This is a genomic window from Ruegeria sp. AG1, assembly GCF_056541705.1.
Map to the genome: position 1 here is coordinate 154,588 of NZ_JBQFYU010000002.1, position 22,587 is coordinate 177,174.

The window sequence follows — 22,587 nt, forward strand, 5'->3', positions numbered from 1 at the left end:
CCTTGCCTTGAAAAGCCACGGCGAGGGCTGGACAGTGGGCTATCGTCGGCATAGGTCACAATTGTGAATGAAACAGAAGGACCGCCGCGCCATGGCAACGCCCGCCTTTGAAGAAATTGTCGAAGATTTCGAGTTCCTCGAAGATTGGGAGGACCGCTATCGCCATGTGATCGAACAGGGCAAGGCGATGAAGCCGCTGGACGATGCGCTGAAAGTTCCAGCCACCAAAGTGGACGGCTGCGCTAGCCAGGTGTGGCTGCACCCGATGATCGACGGCGGCGTTTTTCGGTTCGATGGGGATAGCGACGCGCTGATCGTGCGTGGCCTAATCGCGGTTTTACGTCTTCTTTACAACGAATTGCCTGTGGCCGAAGTAATCAAGGTCGACGCTGGGGGTGAGCTGGCGCGGCTGGGCCTGAATGACCACCTGTCTGCGCAGCGGTCGAACGGTCTGAGGGCGATGATCGAACGCATCCGCGAAGTCGCGCAGGAGAAAGCGTAGCGTCAGCGCGTTCTCGTCGCCCAATCAGTCAGCGTGGTTTCCAGATCGCCATAGCCGGTCAGGCGGCGCTCAAAATCCAGACCCATACGCTCAGCACATTCCTGTGCGCGTGCCGTCAGCGCGGGATCATCAGTTTGGGCCTGATACACCAGTTTGGTGTAGTTCCCGAAATACATGTCTCGCAGCTGTGGATGGCGATCCAGACCCAGCGGTTTCCAGACAAACGCATCGAACTGCCGGGCCAGAAAATCGGTTAGGTAGAAAGCGGTTGTCTCGTCCTCACCCTTTGCGGCAAAGGTCTCATTCCCTTCGAAGAACGAATAGCAATGCGGGCCTTTGACCATCTCAACACCCAGCCGATCGCACGCCTGTTGTAGAAGGCCGCCGGTGCCGCAATCCGCGTAGACGACGAAGACCTGATCGTACTGCTCACGATGCTTGGCAATCGCATCTTCGACGGCCTGAGTGATCTTCTCGGGGTGGACATGAAGGATCGCGGGTAGGCAGGTCAGGTCCATATGGTCCCAGCCGTTGCGGGTCTTGAGATCCAGAATCTCGCGCGCCAAGGCCCCGCAGGCCAACAACAGGATACGACCCTTGCCGGTTTCGTCGTACCCATCGGTCGTCAGACTGGCGTCATCGGGATGTTGGCTCTGTGACATTCCTAGGTCCTCTGGCTGGCTGGTCCGGGTGATTTTGCCCGAAAACGCGGCTTGAAACAAAAAGGCCGCCCGAAATCGAGCGGCCCTTTCAGAACAGAAACGGTGTTCTTATCCCGCCAGCTGGTTGTGCTTGCGCGAGACGAATTCCTTGGCCGTCTCAACCGCTACAGCCGCGTCACGGCAATATGCGTCAGCGCCGATGGCTTTGCCGAACTCTTCGTTCAGCGGCGCGCCGCCGACCAGAACGATATAGTCATCTCGAACGCCTTGCTCGACCAGCGTGTCGATCACAACCTTCATGTAAGGCATGGTCGTGGTCAGCAGGGCCGACATGCCCAGGATGTCGGGCTGTTCGTTTTCCAGTGCTTCCAGGTAGTTCTCGACCGGGTTGTTGATGCCGATGTCGACAACTTCGAAGCCAGCGCCTTCCATCATCATCGAAACAAGGTTCTTGCCGATGTCGTGGATGTCGCCCTTCACGGTGCCGATGACCATCTTGCCAACGCGCGGTGCGCCTGTTTCAGCCAGCAGAGGTTTCAGGATCGCCATACCGCCCTTCATGGCGTTGGCGGCCAGCAGAACCTCGGGGACGAACAGGATGCCGTCGCGGAAGTCGTGGCCAACCACGGTCATGCCGCCGACCAGAGCTTTGGTCAGGATATCGTAAGGGGTCCAGCCGCGCTCGAGAAGGATGTTGGTGCCTTCTTCGATCTCTTCTTTCAGGCCGTCGTAGAGATCGTCGAACATCTGTTCAACAAGCTCTTCGTCGTTCAGTTCGGACAGGATGATGTCTTCTTCGTCGGACATGGGGTGTTTTCCTGAGCTGTGCGGACCCTTGGTCCGGGGTGGCATTTTTTTCGTTTTGGCCAAAACGTCGCATATTTACTGTGACGATTGCGACCTCGGCGGTTTCGGGACCGACGTTTATGTCAAAAAACGGCATTGGGCGACAGAATAATATGCATGATCATCCTGTGTCTGGCTCAGGTTAGCAAAAAACAGGAGGTGGTTGCCTCGCGTTCAGTATTCGCTTACCTATAGGGTAGGAACGTAAGGTGAACAAATGCAGCCTCAAATCAATATCCGCGCTCGAGGGACCGCATCCAATGAAGCGGGTCGCTTTGAAAAATTTGCCACGGTCCAGACGGATGACGGTTGGGACATCGAAGAAGATCAACCGCTTCTGAGAACCGAGGTTCGGGAGGAGGTGGCGCGCAGTCTGATCACCTATAATCGCTCGCCCGACCTGCCGTTCGACCGCTCGATCAACCCGTATCGGGGGTGCGAGCATGGCTGCGTCTATTGCTTTGCGCGGCCCAGTCACGCCTATCTGGGGCTGTCTGCAGGGTTGGATTTTGAGACCCGTTTGACCGCGCGTGGCAATGCGGCCGAGGTGCTGCGCAAGGAATTGTCTGCGCTGTCCTACAAGGTCGCGCCGATTGCCTTGGGCACCAACACCGACCCTTATCAACCCGTTGAAAAAGAACGCGGGATCACGCGGGCCTGTCTTGAGGTTCTGAGGGATTTCAACCACCCCATAGCGATCGTGACCAAAGGGACCCTGATCGAGAGGGATCTGGATATTCTTGCCCCCATGGCCGCGCAGGGTCTAGTTCGGGTCGGGATATCCCTAACAACCTTGGACGCTGGCCTCTCTCGCCGGATGGAGCCGCGCGCCCCGTCTCCCAATCGGCGGTTGGAGGTCATCCGACGTCTCACCGGGGCAGGGGTGCCGGTGCGGGTGATGACCTCGCCCGTTGTGCCCGGGCTTACGGATCATGAGCTGGAGACCCTACTGGAGGCCGGGCATGAGGCCGGTGCCGACACTGCAAGCTGGATCATGCTGCGTCTGCCCCGAGAGGTGTCGGCGCTGTGGCAGGACTGGCTGGCCGAACATGAACCCGCGCGGGCCGAAAAGGTCATGGCACGGCTGCGCGAAATGCATGGAGGTCGCGACTATGACCCGCGCTGGGGTCACCGGATGCGGGGGGAAGGCGAGTATGCCGAATTGATCGCAAAACGCTTCAAGGTGGCCGTCAAACGTTTGGGCCTGAAGGTAAAATCCGACGAACTGCGCCGCGATCTTTTCGCAAAACCGGCACAGCCGGGCGATCAGATGAGCCTGTTTTAGACTGTACCTCAGAAACTGATGCCGATCCCGGCTGTGAACCCGTTGACCGTGTCGCTGCCATAGTAACGAACCATGATCCGGGTTGTGCTTACCCATGGAACCCAGGTGTCAGACAGATCGACCTCAATCCCGCCGCCAACTCGGGCCAGCCAATCTGTGCCCAGAACAATCGACTGATCCCCGACCAGGTAAGAGATAGACAGATCTCCGACCCAACGCACCGGTCGGCCAAACATCCGACCGCCTGTCGGAAACCGGTACCGTGACCAAAGCACTGCATTTGCAGCCGTCGATTGCACGAGGAGGTCTTCGTCGTCACCAATAGGCCAGTATTCGATATGCGTGTAGCGAAGGCTCATCTCGAACTCTCGGTCATTGGTCAGAGGGCGTGCGTAGTCCAGCGTCAGGGAACCGCCCGCACCTCCGGCCCAGAGACCGCCGCTTTCGAGGAAATCAGCTTCTATGCCAAGCCGCTCTGCTATCACTTGGGCGGCGACTGACGTGTCAGATTGGGTGCGTCCGATCGAGATATGCGCCATGGGCGTCAGTTTCCAGCGTTCTCCCAGGTCGAACTGGTAGCCGATACCGCCTGTTACAGCGGCGCTTGTCCATTTGAGTGGCAACGTGGTGGTTTCGCCGGAGCCAGAAAAGAACAGGACCGGGTCATAGCGCGCATAGCCGATATAGCCTTCGAGGTAGATGGGCACGCCTTCGCTCAGTCGAAAGCCCCCGCCCAATTGCGCAGATTTGAAATCATACTCTCGATTTCCCGTGTTTGATTGCAGGGAGATCGCACTGGCCGAGTCATCAGGGATGCCAGCAAGGCCCAAAATAGCCAGAGAACCCGCCGCGTTTTCGCGCTGGATCTGTTTGAAAATGTCCTCAAGAATCCCTTGCGCCAAACCAGACGCCGGAAACGCAAAAAACGCCAGAAAGGCTATTTGAAGGAACCGACATATCATCGCAACACAGGGTTTCTACAATTTCACGAAACCATATCCATGGTCTTTGGCCGAGAGAAGCAGGCGCAAAAACCGTCGGGGCAAGTGACGCAGCGCTACAACAACTCAGGATCAAAAAAAGGCCCCGGAGAACGTCCGGAGCCTTGGTTCTGTTTGGTTTAACGCGCGGTTCAGCGCTTTTCGATATCCACGTAGTCGCGGAGTGTTTCGCCCAGATACAGCTGACGCGGGCGGCCAATCTTGTTCTGAGGATCGGCGATCATCTCTTTCCACTGGCTGACCCAGCCAACTGTGCGCGACAGGGCGAAGATCGGTGTGAACATCGAGGTTGGGAAGCCCATCGCTTCGAGGATGATGCCCGAATAGAAGTCCACGTTCGGGAACAGCTTCTTCTCGGCGAAATACGGATCTTCCAGCGCCTGTTTTTCCAGCGCTTTGGCGACCTGAAGCTTGGGGTTGTTTTCGACACCCAGCAGATCCAGCACTTCGTCGGCAGATTGCTTCATCACCTTCGCACGCGGATCGAAGTTTTTGTAAACCCGGTGGCCGAAGCCCATCAGACGGAACGGATCATTCTTGTCCTTCGCGCGGGCGATGTATTCGGGAATACGATCGACGGTGCCGATCTCTTCCAGCATCTCAAGACAGGCCTGGTTCGCACCACCATGCGCCGGACCCCAGAGGCAGGCGATACCGGCAGCGATACACGCAAACGGGTTCGCTCCCGAAGACGATGCCAGACGCACGGTCGAGGTCGAGGCGTTCTGTTCGTGATCCGCGTGCAGGGTGAAGATGCGGTCCATCGCACGGCTGAGGATCGGGTTCACCTCATATTCTTCGGCCGGAACGCTGAAGCACATGCGCAGGAAGTTCGACGCATAGTCCAGATCGTTGCGCGGATACACGAAGGGCTGGCCAGTGTGGTACTTGTAGGCCCAGGCAGCAATCGTCGGCATCTTTGCGATCAGGCGGTGTGAGGCAACCTCGCGCTGATGCGGGTCCGAGATGTCGGTCGAATCGTGATAGAAGGCCGACATCGCGCCGACGACACCAACCATGATGGCCATCGGGTGGGCGTCGCGACGGAAGCCGCGGTAGAAATACTGCATTTGCTCGTGCAGCATTGTGTGACGCGTGATCGTGGATTCGAATGTTTCGAGATCTTTTGCGACTGGCAGCTCTCCGTAAAGAAGCAGGTAGCAGACTTCGAGGAAGTGGGACTTCTCGGCTAGCTGATCAATCGGGTAGCCACGGTGCAGCAGCTCACCTTTGTCGCCGTCGATATAGGTGATGGTGCTGTCGCAACTGGCAGTCGAAGTAAAGCCGGGATCGTAGGTGAACACACCTGCCTGACCGTAAAGCTTGCGAATATCGACAACATCAGGCCCAGCAGTTGGAGAGTGAACGGGCAACTCATACTCTTTGCCATGGACGGTCAGAGTTGCTGTCTTATTGCTATCAGTCATGGTTGTCCCTTCTTCATTTGTGCGCAGGTCAGTTCATTGCCCTGACCTGCGGGCAATGGCTGCGCGCGGGCGCGCAGCCCGGGTGTGTTAGCGGTGCAGCGTTACCCGAATATGAAGATTGGGTTTAATCCGCTGCTTCAGAAAGCCGCGCCAGGGTTTCATCGCGCCCCAGCACAAGCATCATGTCAAAAACCGAAGGAGTGACTGCCCGACCCGCCAATGCCGCCCGAAGCGGACCTGCCAGCTTACCGAACTTGACCTCCTTTGCTTCTGCAAAGGAATTCAGAGCCTCCTCCAGCTCGTTCCGGGACCAGCTAACATTTTGCAGCTGCGGCGTCAATTCACTCAGTATACCATCGGATACAGATGAGAGCGCCTTTTGGGCTTTCTCATCGCACTCGATGGGGCGCGAGGTCAGTACAAAATGCGCTTTTTCAAGCAGTTCCGGGAAAGTCCGAGCTCGGTCCTTGAGACAATACATCGCGCTTTCCAGATCACTGGATTGTGTCTCCGAGAGAGGTGGCAGGTCGGCCGCCGCCAAGTAGGCTTCGATTTCACGCCGCAGTGCAGCATCATCTGAGATCGCAATATGCTGGCCACACAGGTTCTCGAGCTTTTTCAGATCGAACCGCGCCGGGCTTTTGCCGATTCCGCCCAGATCGAACCATTCTTTGGCCTGTTCATCGGTAAAGAACTCGTCGTCGCCGTGGCTCCAGCCGAGGCGGGCCAGATAGTTGCGCATCCCTGCGGCGGGGTAGCCCATCGCCTGATATTCCTGCGCGCCCAAGGCACCGTGACGTTTCGACAGCTTCTTGCCGTCCGGCCCGTGAATCAGTGGGATATGAGCCCACACCGGAACATCCCAGCCCATCGCCTCGTAGATCATCATCTGGCGCGCGGCGTTGTTCAGGTGATCGTCGCCCCGGATCACATGGGTCACTCCCATGTCGTGATCATCCACCACAACCGCGAGCATATAGACCGGTGTCCCATCTGAGCGCAGCAGAATCATGTCGTCCAACTGGTCGTTCCGGATGGTCACGTCACCCTGGACCTGATCACGGATCACAGTGGCTCCGTCTTGCGGGGCCTTAATACGGATCACGAAGGGCATATCCGGGTGGTTTGCAGGGTCGGCATCGCGCCATGGGCTGCGGAACAGGGTCGATTTACCCTCGGCCCGCGCTTGCTCACGAAATGCCGCGATATCGTCCTGGGTCGAGAAACATTTATAGGCTTTGTCCTCGGCCAGAAGCTGATGCGCCACTTCGGCATGACGCGCAGCCCCTTCGAATTGGCTGATGACATCTCCGTCATGATCCAGACCCAGCCACGCCATCCCTTGCAGGATTGCCGCCGTGGCCTCAGGGGTCGAGCGTTCCCGGTCCGTGTCCTCGATCCGCAACAGGAACTTGCCGCCGCGTCCACGCGCATAGAGCCAGTTGAACAGCGCAGTACGCGCGCCGCCAATGTGAAGAAAACCGGTAGGCGAAGGGGCGAAACGGGTGACGACCTGATCGGACATTGTATTGATTAACCTTTTGGTAACCGCGATGGGCTTAGCTTGGCGCCTGTCTAACGAGCCTCAAGGACGGGGGCAACCATGCGTGTTCTCGCACAGGTCCGGTTGGCGTTGCTGAACCAGATCGGGTTTTTGTTTCCGTGGTCTCCGGTGTGTTTGGGCCTTGGGATCGGTCTCTATTTCGGATTGCGGTTCGAACCTGAGGGGCCTTTGCACCTGGGTTTGGCCGTTGCAGGGTTGGCTTTAATCGGCTTGGGTCGTGTGTTGCCCGCCGGATGGGGCGCGTTGGCAATCGGGGGGGCGCTGGTTGCAGCTGGCTTTCTGCTGGCAGGTGCCCGCGCCCACATGGTGGCGGAACCGGTTCTGTCATGGCGATACTATGGCCCTGTCGAGGGGAGGGTCGTTGCCATGGACCGCTCCGCCTCGGATGCGCTGCGATTGACGTTGGATCAGGTGCGGGTAGGGGACGTGCCAGAGCACCGACGTCCGCAGCGCATCCGTCTTTCCGTCCATTCCGAGGTCGGGCCCATTGCGCCGGGCCAACGGATCATGACCACGGCGCATCTGTCCCCGCCGCAAGGCCCTGTCGAGCCCGGAGGGTTCGATTTCCGCCGTCACGCCTGGTTTCAGGGGCTTGGTGCTGTCGGGTACACGCGGGTACCGGTGATGACCATCGCGCCGCCGCAGGACGCGTTGCAGGGCGTTCGGGTCACGGCCATTCGCATGGCAATCTCAGACCATGTGCGCGCCCATCTTCCGGGCGAGGTCGGAGGGTTCGCAGCCGCCGTCACGACAGGAGACCGGAGCAGCATGGGGCAAGACACGCTCGATGCGCTGCGCGCATCAAATCTTGCGCATCTGCTGGCGATTTCAGGCCTGCATATGGGGTTGCTAACCGGGTTTGTATTCATGGCCTGCCGCATTGGATTGTCTGCAATCCCCGTTTTGGCCCTCCGTTTGCCCGTCCGCAAACTTGCCGCTGGATGTGCGCTGGTCGCGGCTGTGATCTACCTGATGCTGTCCGGCGGCAATGTCGCGACCGAGCGGGCCTTTGTCATGGTCAGCGTCATGTTCGGAGCAGTTCTGGTCGACCGCCGCGCCATTTCGCTGAGGGCCGTCGCTGTGGCCGCGCTGATTGTGTTGACCCTGCGCCCCGAAACTCTGCTCAGCCCCGGTTTCCAAATGTCATTCGCGGCGACCACCGCTCTGGTCGCTGTGTTCGGAGCGTTGCGTGATTTCGGCCCCATGCCGGGGCCGAAATGGTCCAAGGCCGTTGTTGGCCTTCTGATGTCTTCTGCCATTGCGGGCCTTGCCACCGCACCTATCGGAGCAGCGCATTTCAACACGATGTCGCATTACGGCCTGCTGGCCAATCTGCTTTCGGTGCCAGTCATGGGGTCCATCGTCGTGCCCGCAGCCGTTGTCGCGGCGCTGTTGGCGCCCTTCGGGCTGGAGTGGATCGCGCTTGAAGTCATGGGGCTGGGACTGCGTTGGATCCTGATGATCGCGGAGTGGGTGTCCGGGTTGGACGGATCTCAGGGCTATGTGGTTGGCCCGCCATGGTTTGTCCTGCCCATGATCGCGTTGGGGGCGCTCTGGCTGGCTTTGTGGCAGGGTCGAGCGCGATGGGTTGGGGTGGCTCCGGTGGTCTTGGCCTTTGTGCTTTGGACCTCGGGCAACCGGCCTGAGGTTCTGATCGCCGAGTCCGGCGGGCTGGTCGGCGTCATGACCTCTGAGGGCCGCGCGCTCAGCAAAGAAAAGGGCAGCGGGTTCGTGGCCACGGTCTGGCTTGAGAATGACGGAGACGGTCTGACACAAGGGCAGGCGGCCAGTCGATGGCCGGGCGATGCGGACCGGGTTCAAAGGATCGCTCTGACCGGGGCCGAGGTGATCCACCTCGCCGGCAAACGCGCGGCGCTTGAGTTTGACGAGTGCAAAACCGGTCAGATCATAGTGTCTTCGGTCGATCTGAAACTTAGTGGAGATTGCACCATTTTCGACCCGGACCGGCTGTATGAAACCGGAAGCCTGTCGATCTCAGGCGGCAAATTGACCTCAAGCGCAGAAATGATCGGCGATCGGCTGTGGTCCCCGAAATCCACGGGGACCCGCGTGAAAACGGGCAATTAGTAGGTCCGGATCAACCCGACCAGACGACCCTGAACCTTTACTTTTTCCTGCGGCAGAACGCGGGTTTCATAGGCGGGGTTCGCGGCCTCCAGCGCGATGGCTTTGCCACGGCGGAAGAACCGTTTCAGCGTCGCCTCCTGATCCTCGACCAGAGCCACAACGATATCGCCATTGTCGGCGGTTGAGGTTTCGCGGATCACCACAACATCGCCGTCGTTGATCCCGGCGTCGATCATCGAATCTCCACGGACCTCAAGCGCATAATGCGACCCTTGGCCCGAGACCATCGGGCCGGGTACCGCAACGCGGTGTGAGACATGGCTGATTGCCTCGATCGGAACACCGGCTGCGATCCGGCCCATGACTGGCAGCTCCATCGCGTCGACCGAGACCGGCTCGAAATTCGCAGGGCGCGGGCCTTCGGGCTTGTCGCCCTCGATCACGCGGGGGGTGAAGCCTGCTGTCGGTTCGCCGCCAAGGCTTTCGGGCAGTTTGACAATCTCAATCGCGCGGGCACGGTGCGCCAGACGCCGGATAAAGCCGCGTTCTTCAAGCGCGGTGATCAGACGGTGGATGCCGGATTTGGATCGAAGGTCCAACGCCGCCTTCATTTCGTCAAAGCTGGGCGGAACGCCGTCTGCTTGTACGCGTTTGTGGATGAATTCCAGCAAATCCAGCTGCTTCTTGGTCAGCATCGCTCATACCTCGTCGCTTATGCGTTTGCATTTGTTCTACGCATGTTCACGTTTTGTGTCAACGATTTTGAGGATGTTCTACAGCGGCAGGTACTGAACTTGGGCCCCTGCGGGCAAGGCCGGATCCTTGGGCGGGCGCATCAGCAAAGCATTCGCATCGGCCAGAACGCTCAGCAAGGAACTGTCCTGATCCGCGCAGGCCCGAATGCCATTTTCATCGACGATCGCGCGCATGTAATGTTCACGCGGACCATTGGCAGCAAGCGGTTCGGTCAGTACGGCCGTTTTGAACGGGTTGAGAACAGCCTCCAACCCCAGCATCCGCTGGACCAGCGGAACAAGGAACAGATAGCCGCAAACCATTGCGCTCACAGGGTTTCCGGGCAGTCCGACCATCGCTGCATCCCCCATGCGACCGGCCATCAGAGGTTTTCCGGGTCGCATACGGATTTTGTAGAAGGACCTATCCATGCCCAACGCCTCGGAGACGTCAGAAACAAGATCATAGTCGCCGACAGAGGCGCCTCCGATCGTGACCACCAGATCCGCACCTTTGGCCAGCCCAAAGGCGGTTTCCAGCGACGATGCTGTATCCCGCGCGATAGGGAGAATGCGAACATGCGCGCCTTCACGCTCCAACAGCGCCTTCAAACCGAACGTATTCGACGCGATGATCTGACCCGGACCCGGAACCTCTCCGGGCATCACCAGTTCATCCCCGGTCGAGATCAACGCGATCTGAGGTTTCCGCGCAACCGGGACCTGAGGGATATTCATAGCCGCCATGAGCGCTATATCTTCCGGGCGGATCACGCGCGGGGCGGTGATTGTGGTGCCCTTTGTGAAGTCAATGCCCGCCGGTCGGATGTTGGTCTTTCGCCCGGGATCATCGCTGATGGTGATCAGGTCGCCCTTACGGTCGACATCTTCCTGAATCACAACGAAATCAGTGCCTTCCGGTACTGGCGCGCCGGTGAATATACGCACGGCCTGACCCGGACCCACCACGCCGTCAAAGCGGTTTCCGGCGGCCGATTCACCCACCAGTTTGAACATGGCGTGCAGCTCGACTTCGGCCGCTTTGACCGCATAGCCATCCATTGATGAGGCCGCGAAAGGCGGTTGATCACGCGTAGCGCTCACGTCCTTCGCCAGCACACGAACTGCGGCCTCGGCCAGAGGGACGGTTTCTACGGGAAGCGTTTCAACTAGATCAAAAAGCAGGGCGCGGGCGTCTTCGACAGTGATCATGTCGCCTCGTAACGCCCTGATTTACCGCCGTCTTTCAGCAATACGCGAATGCCGCCGATCTCCATCGCTTTGTCGACCGCCTTGGTCATATCATAGACGGTAAGCGCCGCTGTCGAAACGGCGGTCAGGGCCTCCATCTCAACCCCGGTCTGGCCCGAGGTCTTGACGGTCGCCTCGATCTGAACGCCGGGTAGGTCGGGGTCCAGCGTCAACTCGACCGCGACCTTGGTCACGGGCAGAGGGTGGCAAAGCGGGATCAGGTCTGGAGTTTTCTTGGCCCCCATGATCCCTGCTAGCCGTGCGATACCCAGAACGTCACCTTTCTTGGCGCGACCTTCCGAAATTAAATCAAAGGTTTCTCGGGCCATCTTGATGTGACCAGCTGCAACAGCCACGCGGTCAGTCACCTCTTTCTCCGAAACATCGACCATATGAGCCTGCCCCTGCGCATCAAAATGGGTGAGAGGCATCACATCACCCCGGGGATCAGCGGGTTGGAGAGGATGTGGCGGGTGGCCGAGGTGACATCATCCTGTCGCATCAGGCTTTCACCGATCAGGAAGCAGCGCGCGCCGTAGCGGGCGATGTCCGCCAGATCTTCGGGTGTACCCAAGCCGCTTTCGCATACGATGGTACGGTCCCCGGGCACCAGCTTTGACAGGCGACGCGTTGTATCCAGAGTGGTCTCGAAGGTCTTGAGATTGCGGTTATTTATCCCGATCAGCGGACTCTTGAGTTCTGTTGCACGCTCCAACTCTTCCTGATCGTGAACCTCGATCAGGACGTCCATGCCCCAGTCAAACGCTGTCTGTTCCAACTCGGCGGCCTGACTGTCCTCGACCGAGGCCATGATGATAAGGATGCAGTCGGCGCCTAAGGCACGAGCCTCGACGACCTGATAAGGGTCGTACATGAAATCCTTGCGCAGTGCGGGCAAGTTGGTCGCGGCACGCGCAGCGGTCAGATATTCTTTCGCACCTTGGAAACTGGGCGTATCGGTCAGAACCGACAAACAAGCCGCGCCACCGTCTTCATAGGCTTTCGCCAGAACCGGAGGATCAAAGTCTGGACGGATCAAGCCTTTGGACGGGCTGGCCTTTTTCACTTCGGCAATAAGGCCGTAACCGGATCTGGCGGCTTTGTGCAACGCCTCGGCAAAGCCGCGAACTTCGGGCGCGTTTCTGGCCTCGCTTTCAAGCTCATCCAGGGATTTCTGCGCCTTGTCCGCTTCGATTTCTTCCAGCTTGTAGGCTTTGATTTTGTCCAGAACGGTCTCGGTCATGCGGCTTCCTGTGTGATCCGCGCCAGCGCGGTAACTTTTTCTTTTGCTTTGCCACTGTCGATGCTTTCAGCAGCCATTTCAACACCTTCGCGCAGATCTGACGCGGCATCAGCAACGACCAGAGCGGCCGCCGCGTTCAACAGCGTTGCATCGCGATAGGCCGAGGGCACGCCGTCGAGCAAGGCACGGAACGCGACGGCGTTGTCTTCGGGTGTGCCACCGACAATATCTTCGAACGGATGGACGGGCAGGCCAGCATCTTCGGGATGCAGTTCGACCTCCTTGATGCGGTCGTCTTCCAAAGCGGCGACCCAGCTTATGCCGGTGATTGTCAGTTCATCCGTGCCGTCTGAACCATGTACCAGCCACGCGCGCTCGGACCCCAGCAGACCCAGCGTTTCGGCCATAGGGCGGATCAGCTCGCGCGTGAAGGCACCGGTTAGCTGACGCTTCACGCCTGCAGGGTTGGTCAATGGCCCGAGAATGTTGAAGATCGTGCGGGTTCCAAGCTCTTGTCGCGAGGGCATGACATGAGCGATCGCAGGGTGATGCATGGGGGCCATCATGAAGCAGATACCGGCTTCATTCAGCGCCTTTTCAACCACTTGAGGGCCGACCATCACGTTGATCCCCATCTGCGACTGCAGATCAGCGGTCCCCGATTTCGAGCTGAGATTGCGGTTGCCGTGTTTGGCGACCGTCACACCGGCCCCGGCAGTCACAAAGGCCGTCGCGGTGGAGATATTGAGGGTGTGCTTGCCATCACCGCCCGTTCCGACGATGTCCATCGCTCCCTCGGGTGCCTTCACCGCGTTGCATTTTGCGCGCATCACGGCGGCGGCGGCGGCGTATTCCTCAACCGTTTCACCGCGCGTGCGCATTGCCATCAACAGACCGCCGATCTGGCTGGGCGTGGCTTCGCCGTCGAAGAGGATGGCAAAGGCCTGCTCGGCCTCGGCACGGGTCAGAGGGCGGTCGGCGGACGCTCCGATCAGCGGTTTCAGGGCGTCGCTCATGCGGGGACTTTCAACTCTTGCAGGAAGTTCTTGAGGAGGGCGTGGCCATGCTCGGACGCGATGGATTCCGGGTGGAACTGGACACCGTGGATGGGCAGCTCTTTGTGTTGCAGCCCCATGATGGTGCCGTCTTCCAGCTCTGCCGTGATCTCGAGGCAGTCGGGTAGGCTCTCGCGTTCAACCACCAGCGAGTGATAGCGCGTGGCCTCAAAGGGCGAGGGAAGCCCGGCGAAAACACCTTTGCCGGTGTGGTTCATGGTGCCCATCTTGCCATGCACGATCTCGTGGCAACGCACGACCTTGCCGCCAAAGGATTGCCCGATGGTCTGATGCCCCAGACATACACCCAACAACGGAGTTTTGGTCTCGGCTGCGGCTTCGGTCAGGGCAAGACAGATGCCCGCCTGATCTGGGTCGCAGGGGCCGGGACTCAGCAGGATACCGGCGGGATTCATCGCCATGGCCTCTTGCACGTCCAGCGCATCATTCCGGCGAATGACCATTTCGGCCCCAAGTTCGCCCAGATAATGCACCAGGTTGTAGGTAAACGAGTCGTAGTTGTCGATCAGCAGCAGCATTTGGCACTTGTCTTCGCTTGGGCATTTCAGGCTGGCGATGCAGCCCCTGGCCACGGTATAATGTCGGGACATACATGCTCAGGCTTGTGAGGCAGCGTCAAGAGGACATCCCGTTCTTGACCCGCCATCAGGTTGAGCGCCACAGAAGATGGCGCAGAATGGGCGAGGCAAGACTAAAGGCGAGAGGCACGAGCAATGCGTGGATTTTTCGGAGGAATGATCGTCGGGGCGGTCGTTGTTTTGATCGTGGGGGTGATGTTGTCGCTCAACACGCCGCTGGCCAATAAGCCGGTGGTCAAGACCCAGGCTCCCGAACCGGTAGATGTGGAGACACCCGAAGCGCCGGAACAAATCGCCGAGACCCCGTCGGACGCAGATCTTGTCGAACTGCCGCCTGCTGGGCCGAAACCCGCCGAAGCGCCGGATGAGGCGCTTGATCTGTCCGATCTGGAAACGGTGCCCGACGAACAGCCCGTCGTGGCTGAGGCCGAGGACGCGTTGCAGGAGCCTCAGGCCGAAGATCAAACCAGCGTGACCGTCATGACCGACGCGCCAGCTGCTCCGCAGGCACCCAGTACCGCCCCCGCCTTGCCGGAAACAGACGCGGCGCCGGTTGTTGTGGATGAAGCCCCGGAACCCTCTGCGGAGCCAGAAGATGTGGCGACGCTTTTGCCTGAACTACCGTCGCAGCTTGCACCGGAAGAGGCTGAGTTGGATGAAGAGAATCCCTTTGAAAACAGCCCAATCGCGGTGGAAGGGGATGAGGACACCTTGCCCCGCAATCTGCCCAAACTTGCCGCACTTCCCCAGATCGGCGGAGAAGACACGACCTCGACCAACACACTGGTCGGCACGCGCGTTGTCCCCCTGACCGAGCGCGACGATGCCCCGGTTGAAACCGATGAAGCAGTCGTAGACGAGATGACCGGAAAGCCGATCGAGGACTACGCTGCCAGCTTTGAAAACCCCGAAGCCAAGCCTCTGATGTCGATTATCCTGATCGATGATGAGGGCTCTTTCGGAGCCGAGGCTTTGCAGGATTTCCCCTATCCCGTCAGCTTTGCGATCAGCCCCTCTGATCCCGACGCCGCCGAGAAAATGGCCCGCCACCGCGCCGCCGGGTTTGAGGTTCTGGCCATGGCCGATCTGCACGAATCCGCCAGCGCGCAGGATGCCGAGGTGTCGATGGCCGTATGGTTGGACACGCTGCACGAGACAGTTGGTATTCTGGAAGGGGTCGAAAGCGGAATTCAGGGCAATCGGAAACTGGCCGATCAGGTTGCGTCGATTGCGGCGGCCACCGGTCGTGGGTTGATCACGCAGGATAATGGGCTGAACACGGTCCAGAAACTGGCCGCACGCAATGGCATCCCCTCGGGCGTGGTATTCCGCGATATCGATGGCGCACGGCAGGACCCGAAGATCATGCGCCGTTTCCTTGATCAGGCAGCGTTCCGTGCCGGGCAGGAGGGGACGGTTGTGATGCTGGGTCGTGTGCGCCCCGAGACGATTTCAGCCCTGCTGCTGTGGGGGCTTGAGGATCGCGGCAACCGGGTTGCCATGGCGCCGATCTCGGCGGTTATGAAACGGGAAGTTCAGTAACGTTTCCGCAGAAAAGGGAAGGGCGGTTGATCATGTGATCAGCCGCCCTTTCATTATGAGTTGCGGTTGCCCGTGAACCGGGCCGCATCTGCCGCCGCGCGTCTTATGGCGTTGGACTTATGAACCGTTTCCATATATTCGGCCTCGGGGTCGCTGTCGTAGACCACGCCGCCACCGGCCTGAATATAAAGCTTGTGATCCTTAACGATGGCCGTACGCAGGGCGATGCACATATCCATGTCACCACCGGCGCTGAAATACCCAACACCGCCGCCATAGACGCCGCGCTTTTCGGGCTCCAGCTCATCAATGATCTCCATCGCGCGCACTTTTGGCGCGCCAGAGACTGTGCCCGCTGGCATTCCGGCAAAGAACGCATCCAGCGCGTCTTTGTCTTCGGCCAGCTCTCCGACCACGTTCGAGACGATATGCATCACGTGGCTGTATCGTTCGATGATGAACTCTTCGGTTGGGCGAACGGTGCCGATTTTGGCGACGCGACCGGTGTCGTTGCGACCAAGATCCAGCAGCATCAGATGCTCGGCCAGTTCCTTTTTATCAGCCAGCAGGTCAAGCTCATTTGCCTTGTCTTCTTCCGGGGTCGCGCCGCGAGGGCGGGTCCCAGCGATCGGGCGAATAGTCACTTCGCTGCCGAAGACGCGCACCAGGATCTCGGGGCTGGCGCCCACGACCTGAAAGCCTCCGAAATTGAAATAGAACATGAAGGGCGACGGGTTCGTGCGGCGGAGCGACCGGTAGAGCGCAAAAGGCGGAAGCGGAAAGTCCTGCGTCCAGCGTTGGGCCGGGACGACCTGAAAGATATCACCCGCGCGGATGTATTCCTTGGCCTTTTCAACCGCCTCCATATAGCCGGATTTGGTGAAATTCGACACTGGCGGTGCTACCTCATGCGCGTCCCCAAGATCGCGGGTTTCAGCAGGCATGGCGCGTTCCAGATCACGCACCGCGTCCATCACACGCTCGGCGGCCTGCGCATAAGCGGCCTTGGCCGATTGGCCCTCAGTCACCCATGCAGGGGACACGACGGTCACTTCACCCTTCACGCCGTCCAGCACCGCAATGACCGAGGGGCGCTGCATGATCGCATCCGGCAGGCCCAGCGGGTCAGGGTTCAAGTCGGGCAGATATTCGACCAGACGGACCATGTCATAGCCCAGATAACCGAACAGCCCAGCCGCTGCCTGAGGCAGATCATCGGGCAGGTCGATACGGCTTTCGGCCAGCAGCGCGCGCAGGTTGTCCATCGGATTGCCGTCTTGCGGCGTGAAAGCCTCGCCATCGAACCGGGCCGAGCGGTTCAGCTCGGACTGCTCGCCCCGGCAGCGCCAGATCAGATCGGGTTTCATACCGATGATCGAGTAACGCCCGCGCACTTCGCCTCCGGTGACCGATTCCAGCACAAAGGCATCCTTCTGAGCCCCTGTCAGTTTCAGCATCAGCGAGACAGGTGTGTCGAGATCGGCCGCAAGCCGCGTATAGACGACCTGGTTTTCGCCCGCCTCATAAGCGCGCGCGAAGCTTTCATATTCGGGTGTCAGGGCCATTTGGGTCTCGTTTAGTAACTCGCCTGCACGGCGTTCAGGGCCTGCTGGTCGACAACCGGGCGTGCGCGGGTTTGGGCATCGCGCACATAGGCGTCAAAGATGTTCTGCGCCAGCGCCTGATTCATCTGCGCGGTCAAAGCGTCGCTCAGTTGACGCAGCTCATCGCTTTCTGCCGGGGGCAGAACCTCGTCCAGACGAACGATCAGGGCAGTTCCTTCGCCACCAATGACGCGCAGGTCGCCCAGCTCCATCTCGAAGACTTCGTTCATGAAGTTTGCGGGGACGTCATCCAGAAACGCAGTCCGCGTCAGTGCGTTTTCCACGCGGAACGGCAGGCCGGTGGCGGTGAAATCGCCATCCGTTTCCAGGGTGGTGACAACAGAATTGGCCTGCTCTTGCAGTGCCTTGGCGGTCTCGGCGGCAACCCATGCAGCGGCGACGCGGTCACGGGCGCTTTCCAGAGGCTCCGGGCGTGGCGCCAGTTCTTCGTTCAGACGCAGAGCGAAAATCGAGCCGTCTTCCAGAAAGTCGATCTCGGGGAAGTCGCCGTCGCGTACAGCCTCCGCCGCGCTGCGGAAGCCGTCATAGGCGGCGACTTCATCCACACTGTCGCTGGTCCAGTCGATTTGGCCCAGCTCCATATCGGTTTCCTGTGCCAGCTCCTCCAGCGTGGCGCCACCGGCGAGCATATCGTTGATGTCTTCGGATTGTGCCTCGATCAGACGACGCGCGCGGTCCGAGGCCAGTTCTTCCCGCAGGGCAGGCTCGGCATCCTCGAACGGGACGTTGTTGGCGGCCAGCGAACCGTTGATGCGGAACAGCGCCGGGCCGAATACGGAGGGCAGAGGGCCAACGACCGAGTCCAGCTCCGCTGCAAAGACCTCATCCGCGGCCTCGCCCAGATCGTCGCGGGTTACGTCGCCCAGATCAATGTCGCTCAGCTCAAGCTCGCGTTCGCGTACGAGTTGCTCGAAGGTGGTGCCGCCGACTTCAAGTTGGGCCTTTGCGTTGTTCGCGGAGTCTTCGTCCGGGAAGTTCAGGCGTTCGACCAAGCGGCGCTCAGGCTGCTGGTATTCATCGGCGCGCTCATCATAGAGGCGGCGCAGCGTGTCCTCATCCACTTCGACCGTATCCAACAGCATTTCCGGAGACAGGATCGCATAGGTCAGACGCTTGGTGCGGGGCAGGGTGAATTGGTCGGTGTTCTCGTCATAGTACGCTTGGATTTGCGCATCGGTCGGATCGCCAACTGAGGTTTCCAGCGCGTCCGCACTCAGAGTCGCCACGGTAAAGCTGCGGCGCGCGCCAATGTAGTTCGTCAATGTGTCGGTCAGCGTTGCGGGCATTTCAACACCGCCGATGATCGCGCCCTGCACGATGGTGCGCGAGGATTCCTTGCGCAGGTCCGATTCGAACTCGGTATCAGTCATCCCGATCTGTTCCAGCTGAAAGCGATAAGCTTCGCGGTCGAACGTGCCGTTCACGCCTTGAAAGGCCGGGATCGAGACGATCTCGTCCTGCAGGTTCTCGTCGCCGATGGACAGGCCCAATTGACCGACCTCGCTATCAAGCGCGGCCAGAGCGGTCAGGCGGGACAGGGCGAGCTGTTCCAGACCCAGTTCGCGCGCCTGAGACATCTGCAGGGCTTGGCCGGTCTGCGCCTCAACCGCGCGGATTTCGCGTTGAAGCTCACGGACATAGGCGTCGACCGAGATGCTCTCATCCCCGACCTGCGCAACCGTGCGGATGGTGCCAGTCAGGCTAGTGGCGCCAAACCCTGCGAGGCCTACGAAAAGAAGGCCCATCAGAATCCAGACAAAGGTTTTCGAGATGCTGTTTTTGCCTGCGGCCATGATGCCCTCTTACTGCTTGCCCTGTTGGTTGCGGCCCTGAATACGACGGGCACCGCCGGGGGGCAAGCTTAGAAGGACAAAGCCTGCAACCGGTCGAACAATTGGACGATCCCGGCGCGGTCTAGATTGGCGAACGCGATGCGCACCTGACGTTTTCCAGCCGGGTCATGATCAGGCATGAACATGGTGCCGGGCAGCAGCAGGATACCGGCCTCAGGCACCAGTCTTTGCGCCAGCTCGTCCGACGGGAGGTCGAAAGGGTGTTCGAGATAGGCGAAATAGGCACCAAGACCCAGCAGGCGCCACCCTTTGGCCTCAAGCTGAGGCACGCCCTCAGCAATCGCGGCGCGGCGGTCGAGGATTTCGTCCCGCTCTCCGGCAAGCCATTGCGACAGGTTCTGCATGCCCCACAGGGCGGCAAACTGGCCGATCTGACCGGGGCAGATGGCGACGGTGTCGAGAAACTTCTCGGCCTCGGCCAGCAGGCTTGTACTGGTTGCAACCGCGCCGACGCGATGTCCGGTCAGGCGGTAGGCTTTGGAGAAGGAATAGAGATGCACCAGCGTCTCGTCCCAGCCGGGCCTTTGGAACAGGTCATGCGGAGGGCCACTGCGGCTGTCAAAATCGCGGTAGGTTTCGTCGACCAGCAGACGAATGCCTGCCTCACGCGCGAGATCGTAGAAGGCGCTGACCAGTTCAGCCGGGTATTCGACGCCGCCCGGATTGTTTGGGGTTACCAGAGAAATGGCGCGGGTTTTTTCGGTGACCAAAGCACGCGCCGCCTCTGGGTCGGGGAGCAAATCGTCGCCCGTGGGCAGGTCAATTGCCCGCACGCCTGCCATGTCCAACCACATTTTATGGTTGAAATACCATGGGGTTGGGAGGATGACCTCATCCCCTTCGTCGGTCAGTGCCGAAATCACGGCAGAGAATGCCTGATTGCAACCCGACGTTATGGCGATCTGATCCGGCGAAACCTGTCCCGCATAGTGATTGCTGATTTGCGCGGCCAATTCGGCGCGCAGATCGTGATTGCCGAGCACAGGCCCATAAAGATGGGCGCTGTCTTCGGTCACCGCGAACTCTGCCATGGCCTGCCGCATGGACAGCGGCGGCGGGTCAACCGGCGCGGCCTGGCTAACATTGATCAGGGGCCGGTCATCAGGAAACACGACCCCGGCCAACCAACGCCGCGCCTCCATAACTGGAGGGGGGAAAGTGGACCGAGTGCGTGTTTGGGACATGGCAGCATCTTTGCGAGGCTCTGCCTCGCGCTCCGAGGTATTTTTGAACAGAAGAAGTTAGTCGGTGCCGCGATAAGGCTCGACATATTGCAGGGCCATATCCCAGGGGAAGAATATCCACGTGTCCTGGCTGACTTCGGTGATGAACGTGTCCACCATGGGGCGGCCTTTGGGCTTGGCATAGACGGTGGCGAAATGCGCCTTAGGGTACATCGCACGCACCAGTTCCAGCGTTTTGCCGCTATCGACCAGATCGTCGATGATCAGAACGCCTTCACCATCGCCCATCAAGCCAGCATCGGGGGCCTTCAGGACTTCGGCTTCGCCCTGTTCCTGATGGTGATACGAGCGGACGCTGATTGTATCGACGGTGCGGATGTCCAGCTCGCGGCTGACGATCATGGCAGGGGCCATGCCGCCGCGGGTGATCGCAACAACGGCGCGCCATGCCCCGTCATCCGGGCCTTGACCATCCAGCCGCCACGCCAGAGCGCGCGAGTCGCGGTGAATTTGGTCCCAGCTGATGTGGAAGCCTTTTTCGTGGGGCAGGCGATCTTTGGCGCTCATGCTATCTTAACCCTTTTCAACGTCCGGGGCATCGACGGCTTTCATGCCAACGATGTGATACCCCGAATCCACGTGCAGATTCTCTCCGGTGACGCCGCTGCTGAGGTCAGACAGCAGATACAGGGCCGAGTTGCCAACATCGTCGATGGTCACGTTGCGGCGCAGGGGCGAGTTGTATTCGTTCCACTTCATGATGTAGCGGAAATCTCCGATGCCGCTGGCGGCCAGTGTCTTGATCGGGCCTGCCGAGATCGAGTTGACGCGGATACCGTCCTTGCCCAGATCTTCGGCGAGATACTTGACCGACGCTTCAAGCGCGGCCTTGGCGACGCCCATCACGTTATAGTGTGGCATGACCTGCTCGGCACCGTAATAGGTGAGCGTAATGGCGCTACTGCCCTCGGACATCATCTTTTCAGCCCGTTGCATCACGGCGGTGAAGGAATAGACCGACACATCCATGGTCAGTTTGAAATTTGCACGGCTGGTGTCGACATAGCGACCGCGCAGTTCGTTCTTGTCCGAGAAACCGATGGCGTGGACTACGAAATCCAGTTTGCCCCATTTCTCTTCCAGTGAAGTAAACAGAGCGTCGATCGACCCCTCGTCACTGACATCACATGGCAGTACGATTTCACTGCCGAGTTGCGCTGCCAGAGGGTCAACACGTTTTTTCAGAGCATCGCCCTGATAAGAAAAGGCCAGCTCGGCCCCGGCGTTGGACAAGGCGCGGGCGATTCCCCATGCGATTGATTTGTCATTGGCCAGTCCCATGATGAGGCCGCGTTTTCCGGCCATCAACTGATTTGACATGATTGGTTCTCCGCCTGTCGTCGCGTTATGTTGCGACGGGTTTATGCCATTGACTGCCCTGCTTCAAGGCCGTGTGCTCTTGCCCGCGGCGGGTAATCGCCCTAGGCTTCCGTCAAATACTTTCCAGGGGATGGAAATGACCGAGCGTGATGGCATTTTTGCTGGCTCCGATCCGTTTGAAATAGCGGCGCGGTGGTTGGGTGAGGCCGAAGAGAATGAACCGAATGACCCGAACGCGATTGCCCTGGCGACCGTTGATAAAGACGGCATGCCGAACGCGCGCATGGTACTATTGAAAGACATCGAGTCGGAGGCCTTTGTTTTTTATACCAACTATGAAAGTGCCAAAGCGGCTGAGTTGGATCAGGCCGAAAAAGCTGCATTTGTCATGCATTGGAAATCTTTGCGGCGTCAGATTCGCGTTCGTGGTATAGTCAGTCGGGAAAGCGGGCCCAAGGCGGATGAATATTATGCGTCACGGTCGCTGAAAAGTCGGCTGGGTGCTTGGGCGTCTAAGCAGTCACAACCCCTGAGCAGCCGGACAGCACTGATGGCCGAGGTTGCCAAGGTGACGGCAAAACTTGGATCCAATCCGCCGCGCCCTCCATTTTGGGGAGGATACCGGTTGGTTCCGACTGAAATTGAATTCTGGGCCGACGGCGCATTTCGCCTGCATGATCGGTTCAGGTGGCGGAGGGCTGATCCGGGTACCGCTTGGGATGTGCAGAGGTTAAATCCATGACGTT

General features: G+C 59.5%; 21 protein-coding genes. 5 read left to right on the forward strand and 16 right to left on the reverse strand.

The window, feature by feature from the left end:
• The first annotated feature begins 91 nt into the window (after positions 1 to 91).
• Positions 92 to 502 carry a SufE family protein gene (locus ACR0B5_RS03165; protein WP_480538729.1) on the forward strand — a complete coding sequence of 137 codons (411 nt, stop codon included), beginning with the start codon at positions 92 to 94 and terminating at the stop codon, positions 500 to 502.
• 2 nt (positions 503 to 504) lie between these two features.
• On the opposite strand, the gene ACR0B5_RS03170 is transcribed toward ACR0B5_RS03165, so the two are convergent.
• Positions 505 to 1,164 carry a DUF1638 domain-containing protein gene (locus ACR0B5_RS03170; protein ID WP_480538364.1) on the reverse strand — a complete coding sequence of 220 codons (660 nt, stop codon included), beginning with the start codon at positions 1,162 to 1,164 and terminating at the stop codon, positions 505 to 507.
• Between the two features lie 108 nt (positions 1,165 to 1,272).
• The gene (locus ACR0B5_RS03175) at positions 1,273 to 1,971 is read right to left on the reverse strand and encodes a cobalamin B12-binding domain-containing protein (protein WP_170659644.1); all 699 of its coding nucleotides are present in this window, start codon (positions 1,969 to 1,971) and stop codon (positions 1,273 to 1,275) included.
• A gap of 256 nt (positions 1,972 to 2,227) precedes the next feature.
• Between ACR0B5_RS03175 and ACR0B5_RS03180 the strand changes: the two genes are divergently transcribed.
• Positions 2,228 to 3,295 carry a PA0069 family radical SAM protein gene (locus ACR0B5_RS03180; RefSeq protein WP_480538366.1) on the forward strand — a complete coding sequence of 356 codons (1,068 nt, stop codon included), beginning with the start codon at positions 2,228 to 2,230 and terminating at the stop codon, positions 3,293 to 3,295.
• A gap of 8 nt (positions 3,296 to 3,303) precedes the next feature.
• Here the strand turns inward: ACR0B5_RS03180 and ACR0B5_RS03185 are convergent, their stop codons facing one another.
• The 3 genes from ACR0B5_RS03185 to gltX form a co-directional block, all read right to left on the reverse strand.
• A complete protein-coding gene (locus ACR0B5_RS03185) occupies positions 3,304 to 4,197 on the reverse strand; it encodes an autotransporter outer membrane beta-barrel domain-containing protein (RefSeq protein ID WP_419738028.1) in 894 nt (297 codons plus the stop codon).
• 230 nt (positions 4,198 to 4,427) lie between these two features.
• Positions 4,428 to 5,723 (reverse strand): citrate synthase, encoded by a 1,296-nt coding sequence (gene gltA / locus ACR0B5_RS03190; protein WP_170373816.1) that lies wholly within the window; start codon positions 5,721 to 5,723, stop codon positions 4,428 to 4,430.
• Between the two features lie 124 nt (positions 5,724 to 5,847).
• Complete coding sequence (gltX, locus tag ACR0B5_RS03195) at positions 5,848 to 7,248, reverse strand: glutamate--tRNA ligase (protein ID WP_480538369.1); 1,401 nt, start codon at positions 7,246 to 7,248, stop codon at positions 5,848 to 5,850.
• 78 nt (positions 7,249 to 7,326) lie between these two features.
• Here gltX and ACR0B5_RS03200 point away from each other — a divergent pair, with 78 nt between their 5' ends.
• Positions 7,327 to 9,375: a ComEC/Rec2 family competence protein gene (locus ACR0B5_RS03200; protein ID WP_480538371.1), complete on the forward strand. Its 2,049-nt coding sequence runs from the start codon at positions 7,327 to 7,329 to the stop codon at positions 9,373 to 9,375.
• Here ACR0B5_RS03200 and lexA read toward each other — a convergent pair.
• From lexA to ACR0B5_RS03230, 6 genes are all read right to left on the reverse strand, one after another.
• Complete coding sequence (lexA, locus tag ACR0B5_RS03205; protein ID WP_170548481.1) at positions 9,372 to 10,070, reverse strand: transcriptional repressor LexA; 699 nt, start codon at positions 10,068 to 10,070, stop codon at positions 9,372 to 9,374. The two genes, ACR0B5_RS03200 and lexA, sit on opposite strands and share 4 nt — an antisense overlap.
• A gap of 78 nt (positions 10,071 to 10,148) precedes the next feature.
• Entirely contained in the window at positions 10,149 to 11,321 is a 1,173-nt protein-coding gene (locus ACR0B5_RS03210; RefSeq protein ID WP_480538374.1) for a molybdopterin molybdotransferase MoeA, read from the reverse strand.
• Positions 11,318 to 11,791, reverse strand: a complete 474-nt coding sequence (moaC, locus tag ACR0B5_RS03215) for a cyclic pyranopterin monophosphate synthase MoaC (protein WP_480523547.1) — start codon at positions 11,789 to 11,791, stop codon at positions 11,318 to 11,320. The genes ACR0B5_RS03210 and moaC overlap by 4 nt, the downstream gene beginning before the upstream one ends.
• Positions 11,791 to 12,603, reverse strand: coding sequence for an indole-3-glycerol phosphate synthase TrpC (gene trpC, locus ACR0B5_RS03220; protein ID WP_480538376.1), 813 nt, complete (start codon positions 12,601 to 12,603; stop codon positions 11,791 to 11,793). The genes moaC and trpC overlap by 1 nt, the downstream gene beginning before the upstream one ends.
• A complete protein-coding gene (trpD, locus tag ACR0B5_RS03225; RefSeq protein ID WP_480538378.1) occupies positions 12,600 to 13,619 on the reverse strand; it encodes an anthranilate phosphoribosyltransferase in 1,020 nt (339 codons plus the stop codon). The genes trpC and trpD overlap by 4 nt, the downstream gene beginning before the upstream one ends.
• The gene (locus ACR0B5_RS03230) at positions 13,616 to 14,197 is read right to left on the reverse strand and encodes an anthranilate synthase component II (protein ID WP_170459279.1); all 582 of its coding nucleotides are present in this window, start codon (positions 14,195 to 14,197) and stop codon (positions 13,616 to 13,618) included. The genes trpD and ACR0B5_RS03230 overlap by 4 nt, the downstream gene beginning before the upstream one ends.
• A gap of 195 nt (positions 14,198 to 14,392) precedes the next feature.
• On the opposite strand from ACR0B5_RS03230, the gene ACR0B5_RS03235 reads away from it, so the two are divergent.
• Positions 14,393 to 15,799 carry a divergent polysaccharide deacetylase family protein gene (locus ACR0B5_RS03235; RefSeq protein WP_480538380.1) on the forward strand — a complete coding sequence of 469 codons (1,407 nt, stop codon included), beginning with the start codon at positions 14,393 to 14,395 and terminating at the stop codon, positions 15,797 to 15,799.
• A 53-nt stretch (positions 15,800 to 15,852) separates the two neighbouring features.
• On the opposite strand, the gene trpE is transcribed toward ACR0B5_RS03235, so the two are convergent.
• The 5 genes from trpE to fabI all read right to left on the reverse strand — a co-directional run bounded on the left by trpE (position 15,853) and on the right by fabI (position 21,841).
• Complete coding sequence (gene trpE, locus ACR0B5_RS03240) at positions 15,853 to 17,364, reverse strand: anthranilate synthase component I (protein WP_480538382.1); 1,512 nt, start codon at positions 17,362 to 17,364, stop codon at positions 15,853 to 15,855.
• A gap of 11 nt (positions 17,365 to 17,375) precedes the next feature.
• Positions 17,376 to 19,217, reverse strand: coding sequence for a SurA N-terminal domain-containing protein (locus ACR0B5_RS03245; protein WP_480538384.1), 1,842 nt, complete (start codon positions 19,215 to 19,217; stop codon positions 17,376 to 17,378).
• Between the two features lie 68 nt (positions 19,218 to 19,285).
• Positions 19,286 to 20,461: an aminotransferase gene (locus tag ACR0B5_RS03250; protein WP_480538385.1), complete on the reverse strand. Its 1,176-nt coding sequence runs from the start codon at positions 20,459 to 20,461 to the stop codon at positions 19,286 to 19,288.
• Between the two features lie 57 nt (positions 20,462 to 20,518).
• Positions 20,519 to 21,028, reverse strand: coding sequence for a xanthine phosphoribosyltransferase (gene gpt, locus ACR0B5_RS03255; protein ID WP_480538387.1), 510 nt, complete (start codon positions 21,026 to 21,028; stop codon positions 20,519 to 20,521).
• A gap of 6 nt (positions 21,029 to 21,034) precedes the next feature.
• Positions 21,035 to 21,841 carry an enoyl-ACP reductase FabI gene (fabI, locus tag ACR0B5_RS03260; RefSeq protein ID WP_170676115.1) on the reverse strand — a complete coding sequence of 269 codons (807 nt, stop codon included), beginning with the start codon at positions 21,839 to 21,841 and terminating at the stop codon, positions 21,035 to 21,037.
• A 136-nt stretch (positions 21,842 to 21,977) separates the two neighbouring features.
• Between fabI and pdxH the strand changes: the two genes are divergently transcribed.
• Positions 21,978 to 22,583 carry a pyridoxamine 5'-phosphate oxidase gene (gene pdxH, locus ACR0B5_RS03265; protein WP_480538731.1) on the forward strand — a complete coding sequence of 202 codons (606 nt, stop codon included), beginning with the start codon at positions 21,978 to 21,980 and terminating at the stop codon, positions 22,581 to 22,583.
• Positions 22,584 to 22,587 lie beyond the last annotated feature (4 nt).